Source organism: Streptomyces meridianus (genome assembly GCF_023703325.1).
Taxonomy (GTDB): domain Bacteria; phylum Actinomycetota; class Actinomycetes; order Streptomycetales; family Streptomycetaceae; genus Streptomyces; species Streptomyces meridianus.
On record NZ_JAMQGM010000029.1, the window covers coordinates 25,016 to 45,816 of the forward strand.

The window sequence follows — 20,801 nt, forward strand, 5'->3', positions numbered from 1 at the left end:
CGACCCGAGCGCGAGAGTGCTGGCCGTCCTGCCGTTCGTGGCCATGACGCTGGTGGCGGTCATGGACATCGCCAGCGGACCCGGCGCCGGACTCCTGGCACTCGTCTCGCTGGGGCCTGCCTTCTCCGGGCTGGTCGGCGGGTGGCGGCGCACGGCGGTCGTCGGCGCCTGCGCGCTGGCCCTCTGCGTGGGGCTCGGCTTCTACAACGGGCTGTTCGTGCAGAAGCGGGGGTTCTCGGCCATGGCGTCCGTCGCCGGCGTGACGGTGGCCGGTCTGGTGGCGGCCCGGATGCGACAGCGGCGCGAGGCCGAGCTCGCCGGCGTCCGCACCATCGCCGAGGTCGCGCAACGGGTCCTCCTGCGCCCGGTACCGAAGTACGCCGGACCGTTGCGCATCGCCGTCTCCTACACCTCCGCGGTCGCCGACGCCCGCATCGGCGGGGACCTCTACGAGGTCGTGGCCTCGCGGCACGGCGTACGCGCCATCATCGGCGACGTCCAGGGCAAGGGACTCGACGCCGTGGAGACGGCGGCGGTCGTCCTCGGCGCCTTCCGGGAGGCCGCCTACGACGAGCCGGACCTGACGGCCGTCGGCGAACGGCTCGAGCGCGCGCTGGCCCGGCACCTGTCGGGGGAGATGTTCGTGACGGCCGTACTCGCCGAAGCCGCGGGTCCGAGCATCACCCTGCTGAACTACGGTCACCCGGCCCCGCTGCGCGTCCGGCCCGACGGCACCGTCGACTACCTCGTGCCTCCGGAGCGTGCCCTCCCCCTCGGCCTCGCGGCCCACGGCGCCGAGCCGCCCGTCGGCCACACGTCGGACTTCGCTCCCGGCGACCAGATCCTCTTCTACACCGACGGCGTCGCCGAGGCGCGCGATGACGCGGGCCGCTTCTATCCGCTCGACCACCGGGCCTTCCTCCTGAAGGATCCCGACCCCGAGATCGCGCTGGACGCGATCCGGCGGGACCTGGCGGAGCACCTGCAAGGTCCCGGCCACGACGACGCGGCGATGCTGCTGCTGCGCTACCGCACGCCCGGCCCACCCGCCGCGTCCGGCTGACCGCCGGGAACACACCCCGCCGGGCACAGCCATCGACTCGGCGCGCGTGCGCGGCCGACGTCCCCTCCGCATCGAGGAGGGTTTCGGCACCCGGTTGCCCCGCGGGTTCCGTCGTCGCTCGTGTCATTCGCCGATCTCCCCGGCTCGCGACACCGATGTCGGTACGGTCGTCGCCGGGGGCGTTCAGCTGATCACGACGGACCGCGGGTGAGGGGGCCGCGCGCCATCGGAGGTGGGTGCCGTATGACCACTGCGGAGGATGCTGTCAGCGCTCCGGCGAAGGAGCACGTCGGAGGAAGGCCCCGGCCCGGACAGATCGTCGTCGACTGGCTGACCACCACCGATCACAAGACCATCGGCACGCTCTACCTCGTGACCTCGTTCGCCTTCTTCCTGGGGGGAGGCGTACTCGCGCTGGCTCTGCGGGCCGAACTCGCGCGACCCGGCCTCCAGATCGTGTCGAACGAGCAGTACAACCAGGCGTTCACGATGCACGGCACGGTCATGCTGCTGATGTTCGCGACGCCGCTGTTCGCCGGCTTCGCGAACTGGATCATGCCGCTGCAGATCGGCGCGCCCGACGTGGCGTTCCCGCGGCTGAACATGTTCGCCTACTGGCTCTACCTGTTCGGTTCGCTGATCGCGGTGGGTGCCTTCCTCACCCCGCAGGGCGCGGCCGACTTCGGCTGGACCGCCTACACCCCGCTGTCCGACGGAGTGCGTTCGCCGGGCATCGGGGGCGACATGTGGATCATGGGTCTGGCCTTCTCCGGATTCGGAACGATCCTCGGCTCGGTCAACTTCATCACCACGATCATCTGCATGCGCGCACCGGGCATGACGATGTTCCGCATGCCGATCTTCACCTGGAACGTGCTGCTCACCGGTGTGCTGGTGCTGCTCGCCTTCCCGGTGCTGGCCGCCGCGCTGCTCGTCCTGGAGGCGGACCGGAAATTCGGGGCGCACGTCTTCGACCCCGCGAACGGCGGCCCCCTGCTGTGGCAGCACCTGTTCTGGTTCTTCGGCCACCCCGAGGTGTACATCATCGCGCTGCCGTTCTTCGGCATCATCACCGAGATCCTGCCGGTGTTCTCGCGCAAGCCCGTCTTCGGCTACATCGGTCTGATCGCCGCCACCATCGCCATCGCCGGACTGTCCATCACCGTGTGGGCGCACCACATGTTCGTCACAGGTGCCGTCCTGCTGCCGTTCTTCTCCTTCATGTCGTTCCTGATCGCCGTACCGACGGGGGTGAAGTTCTTCAACTGGATCGGCACCATGTGGAAGGGAAGCATCAGCTTCGAGACCCCCATGCTGTGGTCGGTCGGTTTCCTCGTCACCTTTCTCTTCGGGGGCCTGACCGGCGTCCTCCTCGCCTCGCCGCCGATGGACTTCCACGTATCCGACTCGTACTTCGTGGTGGCGCACTTCCACTACACCGTCTTCGGAACCGTCGTCTTCGCGATGTTCGCCGGCTTCTACTTCTGGTGGCCGAAGTTCACCGGCAAGATGCTCGACGAGCGGCTCGGCAAGATCCACTTCTGGACGCTGTTCATCGGCTTCCACACCACGTTCCTGGTCCAGCACTGGCTGGGCGCCGAGGGCATGCCCCGCCGGTACGCGGACTACCTTGCCGCCGACGGCTTCACCGCCCTCAACACCTTCTCCACCATCGGGTCCTTCCTTCTCGGACTCTCGGTGCTCCCCTTCGGCTACAACGTGTGGAGAACCGCGCAGTACGGCCGCAAGGTGGAGCTCGACGACCCGTGGGGCTACGGCCGCTCGCTCGAGTGGGCGACCTCGTGCCCGCCTCCCCGGCACAACTTCGTCACCATCCCCCGGGTCCGTTCCGAGTCCCCGGCGTTCGACCTGCACCACCCCGAAGTGGCGGAGCTGGACCGGATCGCGAACGCGCCCCACCGGGACGTCGTCGAGCCCGGCGAAGGGACGGCCCCGCCGATGCAGGACCGGGACGAGGAATGAGGGGGCGCCCCGAGGAGGGGACGGACGACTTCGCGCAGGGCCTGGCCAAGCTGGAGGGGTACCTGCTGTGTCACGCCGAACGGTCCTCCGCCCGGGCCCGGGCGGAGGCTTTCGCGCGCCGGATGCCGTGGTTGACGCGTGCCCAGCACGACGAGGTGGTGCGGCTCTACACGGAGGACCACATGGAGGTCACGCGCGAGAAGCTGCGAGCCATCGAGAAGCGGTGCCGGGAACTGCGCGGAGAATACGGCGACCGCTACGCAGAACTGCGACGGCGCCTGCTCTGCACCGGTGCCGTCCTCGTACTGAGCGCATCCGCACTCTGCGTGTGCACCGTGCCGTTCGCCCGGCTCGGGGTGTGACGCCCGGGGGTGGCAGGGCAGGCGCGAGGAACCGGCCGGACCGCACAGCGGTCCCGGCAGATGCGGCGGCCGTGGCCTGCCGGAGCCGTCACGATCCCGGGGCCGGCCCGCAGCGTCCGTGGCAGTCGGGCGCTGGGGTGTCCGGGCACCGCATGCGGCGCAGGCAGCGGCCGGGCGCCGGGCGCGCCCCCGACCGTGCCGCCCTGACCGCAACGGTCCGGTCCGCGAACACCTCCCGTCGACGAGCACGTGCGTTCCGGGGTCCGGGCCGGGTCGGTCCCCGGGAGCCGGGCCGGGTCAGTGCCCTGGAGCCGGATCGGCCCAGCCCAGCGGATACAGGTCCTTCGCGTCGACGGCCGGCTCGCCGCCCGCCGCGGCGAAGGCCGCCAGGGCGTCGACGAGTGCCGCCCGCCGGTCGGGGGCCATGCGGGCGACGATCCGCGCGATCTCGTCCCGCCTCCGGGACGTGGTCTCGTCGACGATCCGGCGGCCGTCCGGCGTGAGTCCCAGCAGCGTCTCGCGCCGGTCGTCGGGGTTGGGCCGGCGTTCGACGAACCCGGTGGACACCAGCCGGTCGACCATCCGCATCGCGGTGGACGGGTTCACTCCGAGGTGCTCGGCGACCTTCACCAGTTTGACCGGCCCCTGAGCGGACAGCACCACCAGCAGCCGGAACTGATGCAGCGTCACCGCGTCCTGGACCGCGGCGAGCGATCGCGCCGAGACCGCCACCAGCAGCCGGGAAGCGGTCAGTACCGCGCGGGTCACCGCATCCACGTCCTCCGCACCCCCGGGGGCGCCCACTCGCTCAGCCACAGCCTCTTTCTACCCCGGAGACCCGCGCCCCGGACCGGCCACCCGGACAGGAATCGGCAGGGCGTAACCTTTGCACAGTGCAATGGAGTCGGCGCAGAGGCATGGAGGCACACGCATGGACGGCGGAACGAGGACCGCGGCCGGGACGACCGCGGGCGGCGGCACGGTGCGCGTCCGCACCGGCAGGTCCTCCCTGGCGACCGGGATCCGCGAAGCCCCCTGGGGACTGACGGTCCTCGCCCTGACGGTCGGTGCCGGAGCCGGGCTCGGCTCGATCGCCTTCCGGTGGCTGATCGAGACGTTCACCCGCCTGTTCTCCGGCCACGCCGACTACGCAGGCGCCGGTCACGCCGCCAACCCGCACGTTCCCGGACTCGGCCCGTACTTCGTCGTGCTGGCCCCGGTGCTGGGCGGGCTGCTGTACGGCCCGCTCGTCGACCGCTTCGCCAAGGAGGCCCGCGGCCACGGCGTCCCCGAGGTGATGCTCGCGGTGGCCCAGCGCGGCGGACGCATCAACCCCAACGTCTCCGTCGTCAAGGCCCTGGCATCGGCCCTGTGCATCGGCTCCGGAGGATCGGTGGGCCGGGAGGGCCCGATCGTGCAGATCGGCTCAGCACTCGGCTCCACCCTCGGACGCATGGTCGCGGTCGCCGAGGGCCGGATGCGGCTGCTGGTCGCGTGCGGCGCGGCCGGAGGGATCGCCGCCACCTTCAACGCCCCGCTGGCCGGGGTCTTCTTCGCCATGGAGCTGATCCTCAGCGACTTCGCCGTCGACGCGTTCGGCGCCGTCGTCCTGGCCTCGGTGTCCGCCTCCGTCATCGGCCGCGCCGCCTTCGGCGACACCGCCTTCCTGACCCTGCCCGCCTTCCACGTCGACCACGTCGCGCAATACCTGCTGTTCGCCCTGCTCGGCATCGTCGCCGGACTCGTCGGGGTCGGATTCACCCGCGTCCTCTACGCCGTCGAGGACGCCTGCGACTGGGCCTGGCGCGGCCCGGAGTGGCTCCGGCCCGCCGTGGGCGGCCTGCTGCTCGGGCTGCTGCTGCTCGTCCTCCCGGAGATGTACGGCGTCGGCTACCCGGTGCTGGAGAAGGCGACCCGGGGGGACTACGTCGCCGTGTTCCTGCTCCTGCTGCTCGCCGGCAAGATCCTGGCCACCGCCCTCACCATCGGCATCGGCGGCTCCGGCGGCGTGTTCGCCCCGAGTCTGTTCATCGGCGCAATGCTCGGGGCGGCCTTCGGGTCGACCGTGCACGGCCTGCTGCCCGGCACGGCGGGCGCGGTCGGCGCCTACGCACTGGTCGGCATGGGGGCGGTGTTCGCCGGGTCCTCGCGCGCGCCCATCACCGCGGTGGTCATCCTGTTCGAGTTGACCGGGCAGTACTCGATCATCCTGCCGCTCATGCTCGCCATCGTCACGGCCACCCTGACCAGCCGTCTGCTGTCGCGCGACACCGTCTACACCCTCAAGCTCCGCCGCCGCGGCATCGACCTGGCCGGGCCGGCGCCCCGCGCGCGCCTCGGCTCTCGCACGGTGTCGTCCGTGATGGAGGGTCTGCCCCCGACGCTCCCGGCATTCACCGCCCTCGACGAGGCGGCGCCTCTCCTGAGCCTGTCCGAGCACGGGGTTCTGCCGGTGCTCGACTCCGACGGCCGCTACCTGGGGACCCTGACGGCGCGATCAGTGGCGGAGGCACTCGCCGAGAGTCCCGGGGACGGGCCGGCGCCCCCTGAGACCGCCGGCGAACTGGCGGAACTCCCCACCCCGGTCACCGCCGACATGGCACTGGCCACCGCACTGCACGCGCTGGTCGCCGCCCCGGGCACCGGTTTGCCCGTACTCGACGCGGACCGGACCCGCCTGGTCGGCTGGCTCACCCACCAGAGCGCGCTGCGCGCCGTCCATCCGCCCGCGCCGGCCTGAGAGTTCGGCACCCGAGCGGCGGGTCGGGCGCGCGCTCCCGGCGCAGTGCCTGCGACCTCCGGCGTCCTCCGCTGCCTTCCGGGGACAGCAGGGCGCCGGGGCTCCCGCATGCCCGGCCCGGCCGGCCGGGGACCCGTCCACACATGACCCGGCCCTCCCGGAGCGCGGTGGTGAGCGCTCGGGGAGGGCCGTGAACGACCGACGGGACCGGCTCTCAGCGGCCGGCCGGTACCGGAGTCCGCTGCGCATCCGGGCGGACGTCGTCCGCCGTGCGGCTGCGGGCCGTCCCGGCGGGGTCCTTCCGGAAGGCCCACTCCATCCTGGGCTCCATCGCGAACCGGAACATCCGCTGGACGGGCGGGGTGCACAGGGACGTCACCAAGGCGGCCGCGAAGACCGTCAGGGCGATCATGCCGTCGGCCGTGTGCAGCCACGGCAGCTCGTACCAGTCCCAGAACCGCGAGCCCTTGGCGAGGAAACCGTGCAGCAGATAGCCGTACAGGGTGCCTGCGCCGAGTGCGGTGAACCACATGGTCCGCTTCGGCACCCAGACGAAGAAGCACGCGGCCAGAAGCGTCGAGCAACCGAAGAGGGCGAGCGTCATGAGTCCGCCGGTCCAGGCCGGGGCGCCGAGTTCCTGGGCGCTGTCGCGCTTGTAGAACCAGGCGGCGTTCATGCGCGGCGCGGCCCAGTAGGCGAAGAGCAGCGCGCCGGAAATCACCGGCAGGGAGAGGAGTTTGGCCTCGCGGCGGCGCAGCAGCTGAAAATGCTCGGGCTTCAGTACGAGACCGAGGACGAAGAACGGCATGAACTGCAGCACGCGCTGCAGATCGAGATCGTCACCGATGTCCGGTGACACTGCGGCGAGTACGGCAATCGCCAGCGCGAGCGGAACGGGCCACCGGGCGATTTTCCACAACGGTGTGGACAGCCGCCAGACGACCAGCGCGACCAGGAACCAGGTGAGATACCACGGATCGAGAAGGCTGATCGGATACGTGGGGTCGTCGTTCGCCACCCGTTTGAACAGCGTGTACGCCACCTCGAAGATGATGTACGGCACCGCAACGCCCGTGATCAGGCGCTTCAGCTGAGCCGGCCTCGCGGTGAAGCTGCGCGAGAAGTAGCCGGAGATGATGATGAACGCCGGCATGTGAAAGGCGTAGACGAAGATGTAGAGCGCGGCAGCGGTGCGGCTTCCGTCCCTCAGCGGTTCCCACGCGTGACCGCAGGCGACGAGGGCGATCGCCAGGTACTTGGCATTGTCGAAGAAGGGGTCCCGTTCCTTGGGTCTGCCCGTCTCCGGTGATCCGGCCCTGCTGTTCTCGGCGTTACCGCCTCTTTCCTCGTTCCGTGCGGACGCGTCTCCGGCCGGCTGACTCTCCGGGGACTTCCGGCTGTGAAGTGAGGCACTCGTCATGGGCACCCTCGCCAGGTATGGGTGGATGAACGAATTGATGTCGATGCACGACCGCGATGTTGGGCTCGTGACGGCACCCGGGCACCCTAGTAGTGATCTCCTGCGCGTGAAAAATTCGTTCCGCCCGACGGGGATCCCGACCGCCCGGCACCGAGTGCCGCATTCCGCTCCGGGGATCACACGACTCCGGCTCGCCTGTCGTCGGTGCGCTGCGGTCCCGTCCCCCGGCATGCCCGACGCGACGGGACGGAACCGTGCCGTCCCGGCGTCCGCGAGCCGCATCCGGGACCGACGGCACTCCGTGACGTGCCTCTCCCGCCCCGGACGTGACGATGTGACGAAGTCGTCACCCGGAAGGCCCACCGGCCTCTTTCGAATGACGACTCCATCGGCGATGACGGTCGACGACATCCGCCGAACGGGCGACCGCCAAGATGTCGTGATCATGTTCGCTTCCGCCCGGCGGGCCGCGCCGGCCCGGCGGTTGCGCCATCCGCCGTGACGTGGCCGTGCACCACCTCGACCGCTGAACCGCGCTGCTGTTCACTCGAGTTCAGGCGATGGATCCCGCCTGGGCCGCTCAGGCCCGAACCGCCCCTCGGTGGCTGACGGACCCTGACCACGGGTCAGGAGCGCACGCCCCGAGGAGGTGCCCCCGGTGAAGCCGGCCTCGTCCGCTGCCGAAGTTCCTTCCGGAACGCTCGCCCGGCGTCGGCACGCCGCACACTCCTCGCCGCCCTGTCCGAGGACCTCCGTGCGGCACCCGGGCGCGCCCGACGAGAAGGGAACACCAGCGATGAACTGCTACGACTGCCACGCCACCGGAAGTGACACCACCGCCGTCGCCGCCTGCCGCACATGCGGAGCCGGCATCTGCGGCGACCACGCCCACAGCCGACCCGAGACCCTCCACCGCATCTCCGGCACGGGGGTGGCCACCCTCCCCCGCTCCGCTCGCCGCATCACCTGCGGCACCTGCACAGCAGCGGAAACCCGGCTGTGAGCGGGTGGGGGGCTGTCCGGCTCTCCGGGCCGGGGCAGCCCCCCACCCGGATCGGGGACGGTTGCGATCACCGACGCCCGGGTCGTCGGCTGCCGGGACCACCTCCCGCCCCCGGTCAGGAAGCCGATTGACCGGCACCGGCCGGGGCACCCGGAAGACGTCCCGGGCCCGTACCCCCGCGGTGCACCCGGCCTCGCTCGGGGGCCCCGGGCCGTTCGCGCACGGCCGCGGCCACGGCACGGCACTCCCGGCCAGGAGGACACGATGGAACCGTTCGACGTGATCGTGGAGATCCCCCAGGGCTCCCGCAACAAGTACGAGATGGACCACGAGCAGCACCGGATCCGGCTGGACCGGCTGCTCTTCACCTCGACCCAGTACCCGGCGGACTACGGCTACATCGACCACACCCTCGGCCGGGACGGGGACCCGCTGGATGCGCTGGTCACGGTCGGCGAGCCGACGTTCCCCGGCTGCACCATCCGGTGCCGGGCCATCGGCATGTTCGTCATGCGGGACGAGAAGGGCCCCGACGAGAAGGTCCTCTGCTTCCCCTCCCACGACCCGCGCTATGCGGCGGTCCAGGACATCACGGACGTGAGCGAGTTCGACCGGCTGGAGATCACCCATTTCTTCGAGGTCTACAAGGACCTCGAACCCGGAAAATCGGTCGAGGGGTCGCACTGGGAGGGCCGGGAACGGGCCTACGGCGAGATCGAGGCCTCCCGCAGCCGCGCGGCGGGTCCGGCGGGGCATCCGGGGTGAGCGGTCGGCCAGGCACCGTACAAGGAGGGCTCGGTACTCTGGGCGTCTGCGGTGATCCGTTCGCCGCGCGGCGGTGGGGCCCGCCGCACCCAACCGCGGCAGCGCTGCCGCCAACGGTCCCTGCTTGCGTCGAGGTGCGTCCGCCGGGAACGGCCGACGCCCTGCGAGTGGGGAGTGGTATGGGTGAAAGGCCGTGGCAAGAGTCGTGAACGAGCCCAGGGATCCCGATGTCGATCTCCATGTGCCGGCGCAGCGGCGCGAGTGGAGTCGAGGACAGCTGACACTGGTGGCCACCGTGGCCCTCGGCGGCGGCGTGGGGGCCACCGCCCGGTACGGGGCATCGCTGCTGTGGCCGACGGCACCCGACTCGTTTCCGTGGACGACACTGGCGGTCAACGCGGTGGGCTGTGCGGTCATCGGCGTCTTCATGGTCGTGATCACCGATGTGTGGGCGGCCCACCGGCTGGTGCGGCCGTTCTTCGGCACCGGTGTGCTGGGTGGCTTCACGACGTTCTCCACCTATGCGGTGGACATCCAGCAACTGGTCGTCCACGGGCGGGCCGCCGCCGGCCTCGCCTACATGGCGGCAACGGTGTGCGTGGCGCTGGCGTCGGTGTGGGCCGCGGCCGCGGCGACGCGGCGCCTGGTCGACGGGAGGCAGCGATGACGAGACTCACCGGCAGGGCACTCCGGCTGACGGTGTTCATCGGGGAGAACGACGTCTGGCATCACAAACCGCTGTTCTCCGAGATCGTGCATCGTGCGCATGCAGCGGGCCTGGCCGGCGCCTCGGTGTTCCGCGGAATCGAGGGCTTCGGCGCCTCGTCGCTGATCCACACCGCCCGATTGCTGTCGCTCAGCGAGGATCTGCCGGTGGCGATCGTGATCGTCGACGACGAGACGAGGATCCGTGCGTTCCTGCCACAACTCGACGAGTTGGTGCGGGAAGGACTGGTGATGCTCGACGCGTGCGAGGTCATCCGCTACGAGGGCCGGGACCAGAAGAAGTGAACTGGGTACTCGTCATCGCCGGTGCCATGGTCGGAGCGCCCCTGCGCTATCTGACCGACCGGGCCGTGCAGCGGCGGCACGACTCGGTCTTTCCGTGGGGGACGTTCACGGTGAACGTCGTGGGGTGCCTGACCCTGGGAGCAGTGACCGGTGTCGCGTCCCCGCACGTCCAGCTGCTCCTGGGGACCGGACTGTGCGGGGCTCTGACCACCTACTCCACGTTCTCCTACGAGACGCTGCGGCTGGCCGAGGACGGCGCGGGCTTCTTCGCTGCGGCGAATGCCGTGGCGAGTGCGGTCGCGGGGCTCGCGGCGGCATTCGCCGGTGCGGCGGTGGCGCAGGCGCTGTGACGGGGTCCCGCGTCCCGGCCGGCCACGGGACGGTGCCTGCGCGCCGACAGTGACCGCGCGGCCGGACCGCGAATGTCGGCAGGTCCGCCGGGGCCGACCGGGAACGTACACGGCGACCGCCCGGCAGCCGTCGGGTCCGACGGGCCCGAGCGGGGGCAGCCGTTCCCCGAATCCGGCCGGCTCCCTGCCGACGGCCCGCACCCGAGTTCCCCGCCATCACTATTCGTGTTAGTCTATAACTAAAGTTAGTGACTAACACGGAGTGTCCATGTCCACTGTGGTGATCGCCGGTGCCGGCCCGACGGGGCTCGCCCTCGCCTGCGGGCTCGCCGCCTCCGGCGTCCGGGTCCGTCTGCTGGAGAAGCGCGAGGAGCCCGCGCTCACCTCGCGCGCGCTCGGTCTGCAGCCACGCGGAGCGGAGGTACTGGACCGCCTCGGCGCGCTCGCGGATCTGCCCGACCGTTCCGTGCCCGTCGCCCGGGTCGTCACCCACGTCAACGGCACGCCGGTGGCCGACCTGCCCGTGGGCCGGCCCACGCCGCTGGTGACGAGGCCCGGACTGCTCATCTCCCAGGCGGAGATCGAAGCGTCCCTGCGCCATCGGCTCCGTGAACTGGGATGCGAGGTGGAGTGGGGAAAGGAGATCCACGCCGTCGCCCAGGACGCCTCCGGCGTGAGCGTCTCGTGCTCCGGGGAGAAGATCCGGTCCTCGTGGCTGATCGGGTGCGACGGCGCACACAGCCGCGTGCGCAAGGCGGCGGGGATCGGTTTCCCCGGAGTGCCCGTCGCCGAGGACTTCCTCCTGGCGGACGTGCGGGCCCCTCTGCCACTGCCGCGGGACGCCGTGTCCGTGTGGCTCCGGGCCGACAGCATGCTCGGTGCCTTCCCGCTGCCCGGCGACGGGATCTGGCGTCTCATGGCGCCCGCACGGGCCGAGAGCGTGAGCCCCGGATCCGGAGGCGTCCCGGACGAACTGACCCGGCAGCTGCGGGACCGGACCGGCCTCAAGCCCCCCGTGGCGGAAGAAGTGCTCTGGTCCTCACGGTTCCGCATCCACCGACGACTGGCGTCGACCTACCGGAGCGGCCGCGTTCTGCTGGCCGGCGATGCCGCCCACATCCACAGCCCCTTCGGCGGACAGGGCATGAACACCGGCCTCGGGGACGCGGAGAACCTCGCCTGGAAGCTGGCGCTCGTCGCCCACGGGGCCGCCCCCGGCACCCTGCTGGACACCTATGAGGCCGAGCGCAGGCCCGTCGCCCGCGAGGTGCTGGCTTCCACGAGTTCGCTCACGCGCCTGGTCGTCGGGGACACCGCCCTCGCCCGGGCCGCGCGCGACCGCGTCTTCGTACCGCTGATGAACCGGCCGCTGGTCCAGAGGCTCGTCCGGGAGCGGTCCTCGCAGCTGAGGATCCACTACCGCGGCGGTCCGCTGGGCGCCCGGCTGCGCGAGCGGTGGGCGCCGGGCCCTCCGCGGGCGGGGGACCGGGTGCCGGATCTGGTATGCCGGCACCCCGACGGCTCGCCGACCCGGCTCCATGCGGAACTGGGAGCCCGCTGGGCACTGCTGATCCCCGGACCGGGCAACGGGGCGGCGTACCGCACGACCGCCGAGCGTCACCTGGGACCGGAGACCCGCGTCATTCCGCTGGTGCCGTGCACGGCCGGGCACCGTTGCGTCATGCTGGTGAGGCCGGACGGTCATCTGGCCTGGCGGGGCAGTTCCGCCGCCTCGCTCGACGCATGGCTGAGGCACGGACTCGGCATCACCGAGCCCCACCCCCCGGAGGACGACGACGCATGAACCGCCCGGCGAGACCACCCGCGGGCCTGCGGGAACGCAAGAAGGCACAGACCCGGCGCACCATCCAGGAACAGGCACTCCGCCTGTTCCTGGACCAGGGTTACGACAACACCACCGTCGGGCAGATCGCCCGGGCCGCCGACGTCTCGAGCATGACGTTCTTCCGCCACTTCCCGACCAAGGAGTCCGTGGTCGAATCCGACGACTACGACCCCCTCGTCGTGCGACTCATCGAACAGCGGCCGCCCGAGGAGACACCGCTCGCCGCGCTCCGGCACGCCCTGCAGGAGGGCCTGGCCGGCGTCTACGCCACCGACCGGGAGGCGCTCTTCGTCCGCACCCGCCTCATCCTCACGACCCCCGCGCTACGTGCCCGCCTCTGGGAGAACCAGCACGCCACGGAGGAGATGCTCACCACGGCCCTCGCGGCCCGCTGCGGGCAGGAACCCGCCCTGCGGCTCCGCGTCACGGCCGCCGCCGCTCTGGCCGCGCTCACCGCGGCCCTCACGGTCTGGGTGGAGGGCGACGGCGAGGCCCATCTGCCCGCCCTGGTCGAGGAGGCCTTCGCAGCGCTGCGACCGTGAGGCACCGGTGCGCGCCCGCCCGGGTACGGACGTCGATGGTGGCGGCGGCCGACCGGGGCCGCCCTCGGCGGGCGTCCGCACGGTCCGGTCCGCAGGGGTGGCCGAACACCCGCCGAACCTGCCCGTCCGGTCCGGGGCGGGTTGGAACAGCACACGCGGAAAAAGGCTGTCGGCGTGCCGGTGCACCGTCAGGAAGGTCCGTCCGGCACCGCGTCCCGGGACCGCTCGCGGACGCCTGCCGGTCCGGGGCGGCCAACCGGTAGTGTGTTCCGCGGTGTGCCGGGAAGCCTGGTCGGCGAACAACGCAGTGGTCTGTTCACCGATCGGGGGGAACGTCGTGGTACTCGTCGCGGTCTTCGGGGTCGCTCTGCTCGTCGCCGTCCTGGTGTCGGGACTCGCGGCCCGTTCGGTGCTCTCCACCTCTCTGCTGTTCCTCGTCGCCGGTGCACTGGTCGGCGACGAGTTCCTCGGGCTGATCCACATCACCCCGGACAACCCGATGGTCGCGGCCACGGCCGATCTGGCCCTGTTCACCGTACTGTTCACCGACGGGATGCACGTCTCCTTCCCCGCCCTGCGCGGGGCGTGGCGCAATCCCGCCCGGGCCCTGGGGCTGGGCATGCCGCTCGCTTTCGCCGGCATGGCGCTGATCACGCACTATCTGGTCGGGCTCGACTGGACGACGTCCTTCCTCGTCGGGGCGGTCCTCGCGCCGACCGACCCCGTGTTCGCCTCGGCCATCGTCGGGCGCAAGGAAGTCCCGGCACGGCTGCGGCAGTTGCTGAACGTGGAGAGCGGGATCAATGACGGGCTGGCCCTGCCGGTCGTCCTGATCCTGATCGCGACGGCGGGCCCGACCTCGGGCCCCGCCCAGGCATCGCTACCGCAGATCGCCGCCGAACTCGTCGGCGGACTGGCACTGGGCGCCGTCCTGCCGTACGTGGTGAACCGGCTCGTCCGCCTCCCACTGCTCGGCGCCGAGCCCAAGCTGCAGCCACTGCTGCCCCTGGCGACCGGGGTGATCCTCTACGCGGTGTGTCATCTGACGCACGCCAACCCCTACCTGGCCGCGTTCTCGGCCGGCGCGGTCCTGGCATCCGTGTCGCCGGAGAGCCGGGCTGCCTTCGAGGGCCTCGGCGACGCCCTGGCGGAGCTGAGCAAGTTCGCCGCCCTGCTCGTCTTCGGAGCCCTGCTCACACCTCAGCTCTTCGGCGACCTCTCCGTCGGCGGCTACGTCGCGGTCGTCCTCGCCATCGTGCTGATCCGGCCGGCCTCCCTGCTCCTGTCGCTGGTCGGCAGCCGGTTCGACCGGCGCGAGCGGCTGGCGGCAGCGTGGTTCGGGCCCAAGGGGTTCGCCTCGGTCGTCTACGGGCTGCTGGTGCTGCAGTCCGGCATCCCCCAGGGAAGCGAGGCGTATGCCCTGATCGCGGTGTGCATCGCGTTCTCCATCGCCGCGCACAGCAGCACGGACGTCCCCATCGCCCGGCTCTTCGACGTCGAGGACCTCGTCGGGATCCCGGACGACGACGAAGACGGCAGACGCGCGCAGGTGGAGCGGGCGTCGCAGGCAGAGCGGGAGTCGCGGCCCGCGGACGCGCAAGGGTACGGCCGGGTGCGCACCTGATCAGCCGGGCGCCCGTCCTCGCACCGCACCCCCGGGGGGCCGGCCACTCAGGCTGACGGCATGCGGTCATCCGGCGCGCACACGGTGGGCATGCCGAGATCCGTACTGGCCGGGGCGGTGAGGCGGGGAGCAGCCCTGTGCCGTCGGCGCACGACGAGGATCCCGACCCCTTACCCTGCGCGGACTGACCTGTCGGATCTACGCAACGCCCGACGGCCACGCCGGGGCGCGCACCGTCGACCAGCTCGTCCAGGCGCTTCCCAGCGGATTCCCGGTACGTGGCAACGCTCGCCGAAGGTCTGGCGGTCTGCTCGGCATCATGCGCCCCGGGCCGGGGACCTGACTTCGACCGGCCATGAAGCGCATGCGCTCTTCGCCGGGTGCTCGAGGTGGGATCGGAGCGTGTCGAGAGGTGTGGCGCTGGACCGGACTGCGCTCCTCGGGGCGAGGCCCGAATTGTCCCGAGGACAAGCGCGTCAGTGAGAGGCGTGGACCGCGGCGTGGCCCTGGCCGCGGCCGATCATCCACTTGTTGACCGGGGTCGTGATCAGGAAGGCGACGGCGAAGCCGCCCAGCAGCGAGGACCAGAACAGGGCGTCGGAGAGGTGGGCGTCCATCGCCCCCGGCACCACGGCGATGATGCCGTTGTCCACGAGCTCCATCACGGCGATGGACACGGTGTCCGCGGCCAACGCCACCTTGATCGCGCTCTTCCAGCCCAGGTGTGACCTCCGCACGGCGAGCAGCGTGAGCGAGTAGCCGAAGAGGAACGCGAAAGCGATCGCCAGGAGCATGGTGGGCACGTTGCCCCACATCAGGGCGGTTCCGATGACCATGCCGAGGATTTCACCGATCGCACAGCCGGTCAGGCAGTGCAGGGTGGCCTTGGCCGCCATTCCCCAGGAGGCGCCGCCGTGAGCACCGTGATCTGCGTCCGCCATGTGCGCGGCGTGGTCGTGGGCGGTGTCGGTGTGGTCCGTCACAGTCATCCCCATCCCGTCCAGTGCGGTTCGGTTCCCGCGGCCACCATACCCCCACGGGGTATTCCCCACTCTCTCCGGATGCCGACGCTCACCAACTCCTCACACGTCGCGGACCGCTCGTGCTGTCAGGGGTGATGGCCGTCCTGGTGGGCGGGATCGCCGGCCGCGGGAGTCCCTGGACTCGAGTGGACGGTGCCGGGCCGGGGGCGTCTTCGGAAGGTGGTGCCGTCTCGTCGGGTTTCTCGTCTTCCTCCTCGCCACCGCTGTGGCTGTGCCCGCCGGAAGGCTGCTCGCCCATGGAGTCGGCCACGGAGCGAAGAGAGCCACCTCCCGCCCCCGGCCCGCCTGCGGGGCAACCGCGCGGCCTTGGAGGCCGGGGAACAGTGGTGCGTGGGCCTGCGGCTGCACGGGCGCATCGACGCAACCGCGTACCAGCGACGCATGAGCGACCCGGCCCACGGCCGGTTCACCCCGGCCCGCCGGTGACCCCGGGAGGCCCACGGGGAAGCCGGTTCGTGCTGACGTTCCGACCCTCGGCAGTGACAATCGACGTGAGGTGTGCAGATCCCGCAGAATCGGCCGGGTCGGCAACATCCCCTCGAGGGAGGGACGAGCGTGCACGACGTCGAAGACGGTCACGGCCGGTACGACACGGTGGCATCGCGCGACGGGCGCCGGAGGGCTGTGCTGGATGTGAGCGGGCTGGCGTGGGCGTCGCAGCAGAGCACGGTCGCCGCCGTGCTGGGCCGGCGCCCCGGGGTCCTCGAGGTCGAGGTCAATCCACTCGCCCAGTCGGCGACGGTCACGTTCGACCCACGGCGGACGTCGACGCTCCAGCTGCGGCGCTGGGTGACCGAATGCGGCTACCACTGCGCCGGACAGGTCGTGCCTTCGCACATCTGTGACCCGCTCGTGGATCCCGGCCGGGTCGTCGTCCCCGAAGCTCTCGCGCACGGCGCACCGACCCCGGAGGCAGAGCCTGTAGAGACACCTGCGGTCCCGGAAGCCGCGGCACCGCCCGAGGCTGTGGGCGAGCACGACCAGAAGTCGATGGCGGCGATGGTCTCCGACATGCGCAACCGCTTCCTGGTCGCGGTGCTGTTCTCCGTCCCCGTCGTCATCTGGTCGCCCATCGGCGAGGACGTATTCGGCCTCCACGCCCCCGTCCCGTTCGGTCTCCGGCAGGACGTGTGGGCGCTGCTGCTGAGTCTGCCGGTGATCTTCTATTCGTGCACGATCTTCTTCACCGGCGCCCTGCGCGCCTTGCGGGCCCGCACCCTGGACATGATGGTGCTGGTCGCGGTCGCCGTCGGCTCCGGCTGGCTGTACTCGCTGATCGTCACCCTGACCGGGGGCGGGGACGTCTTCTACGAGGCGGCCACCGTCCTGGCCTCCTTCGTCCTGCTCGGCCACTGGTTCGAGATGCGTGCCCGCGGCGGTGCCAACGACGCCATCCGCACGCTTCTCGACCTGGCCCCGCCCAAGGCCCTCGTCCTGCGTGACGGCGAGCCCGTCGAAGTCCCCACGGCCGAAGTCGAGGTCGGCGATCTCCTGCTGGTCCGCCCGGGCGGGAAGGTCGCCGTCGACGGGACCGTGGAGGAGGGCGAGAGCGAGGTCGACGAGTCCATGGTCACCGGCGAGAGCCTGCCGGTGCACAAGGCCCCCGGCGACCAGGTCGTCGGCGCCACGATCAACGCCAACGGCACGCTGCGGGTCCGTGCCACGAAGGTCGGCTCGGACACCGCGCTCGCGCAGATCGTCGAACTCGTCCAGGAAGCGCAGAACTCGAAAGCTCCCGGCCAGCGGCTCGCGGACCGGGCCGCGTTCTGGCTGGTGCTCGTCGCCCTCGTGGGCGGGATCGCGACCCTGGCCGTGTGGCTGCTGGCCACCGACCGTCCACTGGGCGCTGCGATGCTGTTCGCCATCACCGTCGTGGTGATCACCTGCCCGGACGCTCTGGGCCTGGCCACTCCGACGGCGATCATGGTCGGGACGAGTCTCGGGGCGAAACGCGGCGTACTGTTCAAGAACGCCATGGCCCTGGAGGCCTCCGCTTCCATCCGGACCGTGGTGATGGACAAGACCGGGACCCTGACCCGGGGGGAACCGGAAGTCACCGACCTGGTCACCGCTCCCGGGACGGATGAGGTACGCCTGCTGCAGCTGGTCGCAGCGGTGGAGCGCGAGTCCGAACATCCACTGGCCGACGCCGTCGTCCGTTACGCCGAGGCGCAAAGCTCCGGCACCACCGGGGGCACCCAGCAGTTCGAGAACGTTCCCGGGCAGGGCGCGGTGGCTGTGGTCGACGGCCGCCGGATCGCGGTCGGCAACCGCCGCCTCGCCGAGCAGGAGGGCGCCGATCTCGGCGAGCTCGCCTCGGCCCGTGAGGAACTGGCCGCAACGGGCCGCACCGTCGTCATCGCCTGCATCGACGGCCGGGCCGCCGGACTGATCGGCATCGCGGACGCGCCTCGCGAAACGTCGGCCGACGCTGTGGCCGAACTCCACGCCCTCGGTGTCGAGGTCGTCATGCTCACCGGCGACAACCGGGCGACGGCCGAGCGGATCGCTCAGCGGCTCGGCATCGACACGGTCATCGCCGAGGTGCTCCCCCGCGACAAGGCCGCCAGGATCGCCGAACTCCAGCGCGACGGCCGCAAGGTCGCCATGGTCGGCGACGGCGTCAACGACGCACCCGCACTCGCCCAGGCCGACCTGGGCATCGCGATCGGCGCCGGCACCGACGTCGCCATCGAAACCGCCGACCTCGTCCTGATGCGCTCCGACCCCCTGGACGTGCCCACGGCCCTGCGCATCGGCCGCGGCACCCTGCGCAAGATGCGGCAGAACCTCGGCTGGGCCATCGGCTACAACGCCATCGCCCTGCCCATCGCCGCCGGGGTCTTCGAACCCGCGACCGGGCTGATCCTCCGGCCCGAGATCGCCGCCGTGTCCATGTCCGGCTCCAGCATCATCGTCGCCGTCAACGCCCTCGCCCTCAAGCGACTGCACCTGCCGCGGCACGTCCCTGGCATCCGATGAGCCCTCCTGACCCGAACAGCTGCACCTGCCGGCGTCCGATGCTCCGGCGCCGGGCAGGTTCAACGACGCGGACGTCACGTTCGCCCAGTCGATGATCCCCCGCCACCAGCAGGCGGTGGAGATGGCGCAGCCGGCGGACGGCCGGGCCTCCGACCCGGAGATCAAGAGCCTGGCCTCGAAGATCGAGAAGGCCCAGGACCCCGAGATCACGACCATGCGAGCATGGCTGAAGTCCTGGGACAAGCCGGAGTCGGGTTCGGCGCACGGCATGGACCACGGCTCCGGTGACATGGAGGGCATGGACCACTCCGGGATGGCCGGGATGATGTCGAAGAAGGACATGGCCGGCCTCGAGGCCGCGAAGGGCACCGACTTCGACAAGAAGTTCGCCCGGATGTTGATCGCCCACCACGAGGGCGCGATCAACATGGCCGAGGACGAGCAGAGCAAGGGGCGCAACGCCACCGCCAAGGAGCTCGCCGGCGTGATCATCAAGGCCCAGACCGCCGAGATCGAGCAGATGAAGGCCCTGCTCGAACGGCTCTGACCGTCAGTAGGACGACGCTGTTCCGGGCCCGCCGGTCGCGGGTCCGGAACAGCCCTGCCCAACTCCCCCCCGATCGCTGCGCGGTGCCCGTTCTCCTGCCTGCCGCACCCGCCTCAGGACGAGGAACGAACAAGACCCCCAACACCGCCGGCGCCGCAGTGCTCACCTTCGCCCTGACTCGCGTTCACCGGCCGGCCGGGAGGACGAGACGCGCATCACACCGGCACCCGGTGCGGCAACGCGAGACGGGCTCCTCCGGCGTGACCTTCGTCACTCGGAGAAGCCCGTCTCGGTACTTCTGGTGCGCGAGGGGGGAGTTGAACCCCCACGCCCTTTCGGGCACTGGAACCTGAATCCAGCGCGTCTGCCTATTCCGCCACCCGCGCATGGGTGCTGTCGCTCGGCTCTCGTTCCGGACCGTCCGGTCCTGGGAGCGCCTCCCGACATCGAAAACACTAGCACGCTGGCGGGAGTGGTCTCACATGCCCGATCGGCCGCCCGGAGCGCACCGGGCTACCCTCGACAGCCCCGCCCCGTCGAGGAGGTCGCCGGTTGCGGGACACTGTCCGGACACCGCCCCTACGATCCCTGTACGAGCCGACACCGAGCCCGGGGCAGGAAAGGGGAACCACCGGCCCTTGCGGCTCGTGGATACGATCAGTCAGCAGTACGACGACTTCGACACCGACATCAGGGAAGGAGGTGCCCCGTGGGAGTACTGAAACGGTTCGAGCAGCGGCTCGAAGGTCTCGTGAACGGCACCTTCGCCAAGGTGTTCAAGTCGGAGGTCCAGCCGGTCGAGATCGCCGGCGCCCTCCAGCGCGAGTGCGACAACAACGCAACGATCTGGAACCGCGACCGGACGGTCGTGCCCAACGACTTCATCGTCGAGCTGAGCACCCCCGACTACGACCGCCTCAGTCCGTACTCCGGACAGCTCGGCGACGAGCTGTCCGCGATGGTGCGCGACTATGCGAAGCAGCAGCGGTACACCTTCATGGGTTCCATCAAGGTGCACCTCGAGAAGGCGGACGACCTCGACACCGGCCTCTACCGGATCCGCAGCCGCACGCTCGCCTCCAGCGAGTCCCGGGGCCGGCAGCCCTCGGCCGCACCCCATCCCGGCGGCTACCCTGCACAGCCCTCGGGCCCGCCGCCCATGCCCGCTTCCCCGCCTCCCGGCGGGCGCCCCTCCACGGACGACCGTCCCGGTGAAGCCGGCCCCGTGCCGAGCTCCCGGGCCCGTCGCTGGATCGAGATCAACGGCACCCGCCACCAGATCTCCCGGCCGACACTCGTCCTGGGACGCAGCACCGACGCCGACGTGCGGATCGACGATCCGGGCGTCTCGCGCCGACACTGCGAGATCCGCGTCGGTGCCGCCGCGACCGTCCAGGACCTGGGGTCGACCAACGGCATCGTGGTGGACGGGCAGCACACCACCCGCGCTACGCTCCGCGACGGCTCGCGAATCGTCGTGGGCAGCACCACCATCGTTTACCGGCAAGCCGAAGGGTGAA

Annotated in this window: 18 protein-coding genes and 1 tRNA gene; 15 read left to right on the forward strand and 4 right to left on the reverse strand. The window is 71.0% G+C overall.

The genetic code is table 11. The features are described from left to right. The first annotated feature begins 43 nt into the window (after positions 1–43). The 3 genes from M1E25_RS13865 to M1E25_RS13875 all read left to right on the forward strand — a co-directional run bounded on the left by M1E25_RS13865 (position 44) and on the right by M1E25_RS13875 (position 3,408). Positions 44–1,063, forward strand: a complete 1,020-nt coding sequence (locus M1E25_RS13865; RefSeq protein ID WP_251415358.1) for a PP2C family protein-serine/threonine phosphatase — start codon at positions 44–46, stop codon at positions 1,061–1,063. Between the two features lie 243 nt (positions 1,064–1,306). Beyond that, the gene (gene ctaD / locus M1E25_RS13870) at positions 1,307–3,046 is read left to right on the forward strand and encodes an aa3-type cytochrome oxidase subunit I (protein WP_251414987.1); all 1,740 of its coding nucleotides are present in this window, start codon (positions 1,307–1,309) and stop codon (positions 3,044–3,046) included. Continuing rightward, positions 3,043–3,408: a hypothetical protein gene (locus tag M1E25_RS13875; protein ID WP_251414990.1), complete on the forward strand. Its 366-nt coding sequence runs from the start codon at positions 3,043–3,045 to the stop codon at positions 3,406–3,408. Before ctaD ends, M1E25_RS13875 begins: the two co-directional genes overlap by 4 nt. A 297-nt stretch (positions 3,409–3,705) precedes the next feature. On the opposite strand, the gene M1E25_RS13880 is transcribed toward M1E25_RS13875, so the two are convergent. Continuing rightward, on the reverse strand, positions 3,706–4,224 hold the full coding sequence (locus tag M1E25_RS13880; RefSeq protein WP_251414993.1) for a MarR family winged helix-turn-helix transcriptional regulator: 519 nt from the start codon (positions 4,222–4,224) through the stop codon (positions 3,706–3,708). 115 nt (positions 4,225–4,339) lie between these two features. Here M1E25_RS13880 and M1E25_RS13885 point away from each other — a divergent pair, with 115 nt between their 5' ends. Then, a complete protein-coding gene (locus M1E25_RS13885; RefSeq protein ID WP_251414996.1) occupies positions 4,340–6,148 on the forward strand; it encodes a chloride channel protein in 1,809 nt (602 codons plus the stop codon). 214 nt (positions 6,149–6,362) lie between these two features. On the opposite strand, the gene M1E25_RS13890 is transcribed toward M1E25_RS13885, so the two are convergent. Beyond that, on the reverse strand, positions 6,363–7,568 hold the full coding sequence (locus tag M1E25_RS13890) for an acyltransferase family protein (RefSeq protein ID WP_251414999.1): 1,206 nt from the start codon (positions 7,566–7,568) through the stop codon (positions 6,363–6,365). 796 nt (positions 7,569–8,364) lie between these two features. Here M1E25_RS13890 and M1E25_RS13895 point away from each other — a divergent pair. The 8 genes from M1E25_RS13895 (at position 8,365) to M1E25_RS13930 (ending at position 14,709) form a co-directional block, all read left to right on the forward strand. Beyond that, positions 8,365–8,571 (forward strand): DUF2180 family protein, encoded by a 207-nt coding sequence (locus M1E25_RS13895; RefSeq protein ID WP_251415002.1) that lies wholly within the window; start codon positions 8,365–8,367, stop codon positions 8,569–8,571. Between the two features lie 264 nt (positions 8,572–8,835). Beyond that, positions 8,836–9,336: an inorganic diphosphatase gene (locus M1E25_RS13900; RefSeq protein WP_251415005.1), complete on the forward strand. Its 501-nt coding sequence runs from the start codon at positions 8,836–8,838 to the stop codon at positions 9,334–9,336. 205 nt (positions 9,337–9,541) lie between these two features. Beyond that, the gene (crcB, locus tag M1E25_RS13905; RefSeq protein WP_251415008.1) at positions 9,542–10,003 is read left to right on the forward strand and encodes a fluoride efflux transporter CrcB; all 462 of its coding nucleotides are present in this window, start codon (positions 9,542–9,544) and stop codon (positions 10,001–10,003) included. Beyond that, on the forward strand, positions 10,000–10,347 hold the full coding sequence (locus M1E25_RS13910) for a DUF190 domain-containing protein (protein ID WP_251415011.1): 348 nt from the start codon (positions 10,000–10,002) through the stop codon (positions 10,345–10,347). The genes crcB (M1E25_RS13905) and M1E25_RS13910 overlap by 4 nt, the downstream gene beginning before the upstream one ends. Beyond that, complete coding sequence (gene crcB / locus M1E25_RS13915) at positions 10,344–10,697, forward strand: fluoride efflux transporter CrcB (RefSeq protein WP_251415014.1); 354 nt, start codon at positions 10,344–10,346, stop codon at positions 10,695–10,697. The genes M1E25_RS13910 and crcB (M1E25_RS13915) overlap by 4 nt, the downstream gene beginning before the upstream one ends. A 268-nt stretch (positions 10,698–10,965) precedes the next feature. Continuing rightward, positions 10,966–12,501, forward strand: a complete 1,536-nt coding sequence (locus M1E25_RS13920; protein ID WP_251415017.1) for an FAD-dependent monooxygenase — start codon at positions 10,966–10,968, stop codon at positions 12,499–12,501. Further along, positions 12,498–13,085 (forward strand): TetR/AcrR family transcriptional regulator, encoded by a 588-nt coding sequence (locus M1E25_RS13925; RefSeq protein WP_251415020.1) that lies wholly within the window; start codon positions 12,498–12,500, stop codon positions 13,083–13,085. Before M1E25_RS13920 ends, M1E25_RS13925 begins: the two co-directional genes overlap by 4 nt. Positions 13,086–13,422: 337 nt before the next feature. Then, positions 13,423–14,709: a cation:proton antiporter gene (locus M1E25_RS13930; protein ID WP_251415024.1), complete on the forward strand. Its 1,287-nt coding sequence runs from the start codon at positions 13,423–13,425 to the stop codon at positions 14,707–14,709. A 476-nt stretch (positions 14,710–15,185) separates the two neighbouring features. Here the strand turns inward: M1E25_RS13930 and M1E25_RS13935 are convergent, their stop codons facing one another. After that, positions 15,186–15,704 (reverse strand): DUF4396 domain-containing protein, encoded by a 519-nt coding sequence (locus M1E25_RS13935; RefSeq protein WP_372500773.1) that lies wholly within the window; start codon positions 15,702–15,704, stop codon positions 15,186–15,188. Between the two features lie 603 nt (positions 15,705–16,307). Between M1E25_RS13935 and M1E25_RS13940 the strand changes: the two genes are divergently transcribed. Further along, positions 16,308–18,734, forward strand: coding sequence for a heavy metal translocating P-type ATPase (locus M1E25_RS13940; RefSeq protein ID WP_251415027.1), 2,427 nt, complete (start codon positions 16,308–16,310; stop codon positions 18,732–18,734). A 25-nt stretch (positions 18,735–18,759) separates the two neighbouring features. Continuing rightward, a complete protein-coding gene (locus tag M1E25_RS13945; RefSeq protein WP_308290428.1) occupies positions 18,760–19,281 on the forward strand; it encodes a DUF305 domain-containing protein in 522 nt (173 codons plus the stop codon). Positions 19,282–19,580: 299 nt separating this feature from the next. On the opposite strand, the gene M1E25_RS13950 is transcribed toward M1E25_RS13945, so the two are convergent. Next, positions 19,581–19,667, reverse strand: a tRNA-Leu gene (locus M1E25_RS13950). Between the two features lie 323 nt (positions 19,668–19,990). Between M1E25_RS13950 and M1E25_RS13955 the strand changes: the two genes are divergently transcribed. Then, positions 19,991–20,800, forward strand: a complete 810-nt coding sequence (locus M1E25_RS13955; RefSeq protein WP_251415030.1) for an FHA domain-containing protein — start codon at positions 19,991–19,993, stop codon at positions 20,798–20,800. Position 20,801: the final 1 nt, after the last annotated feature.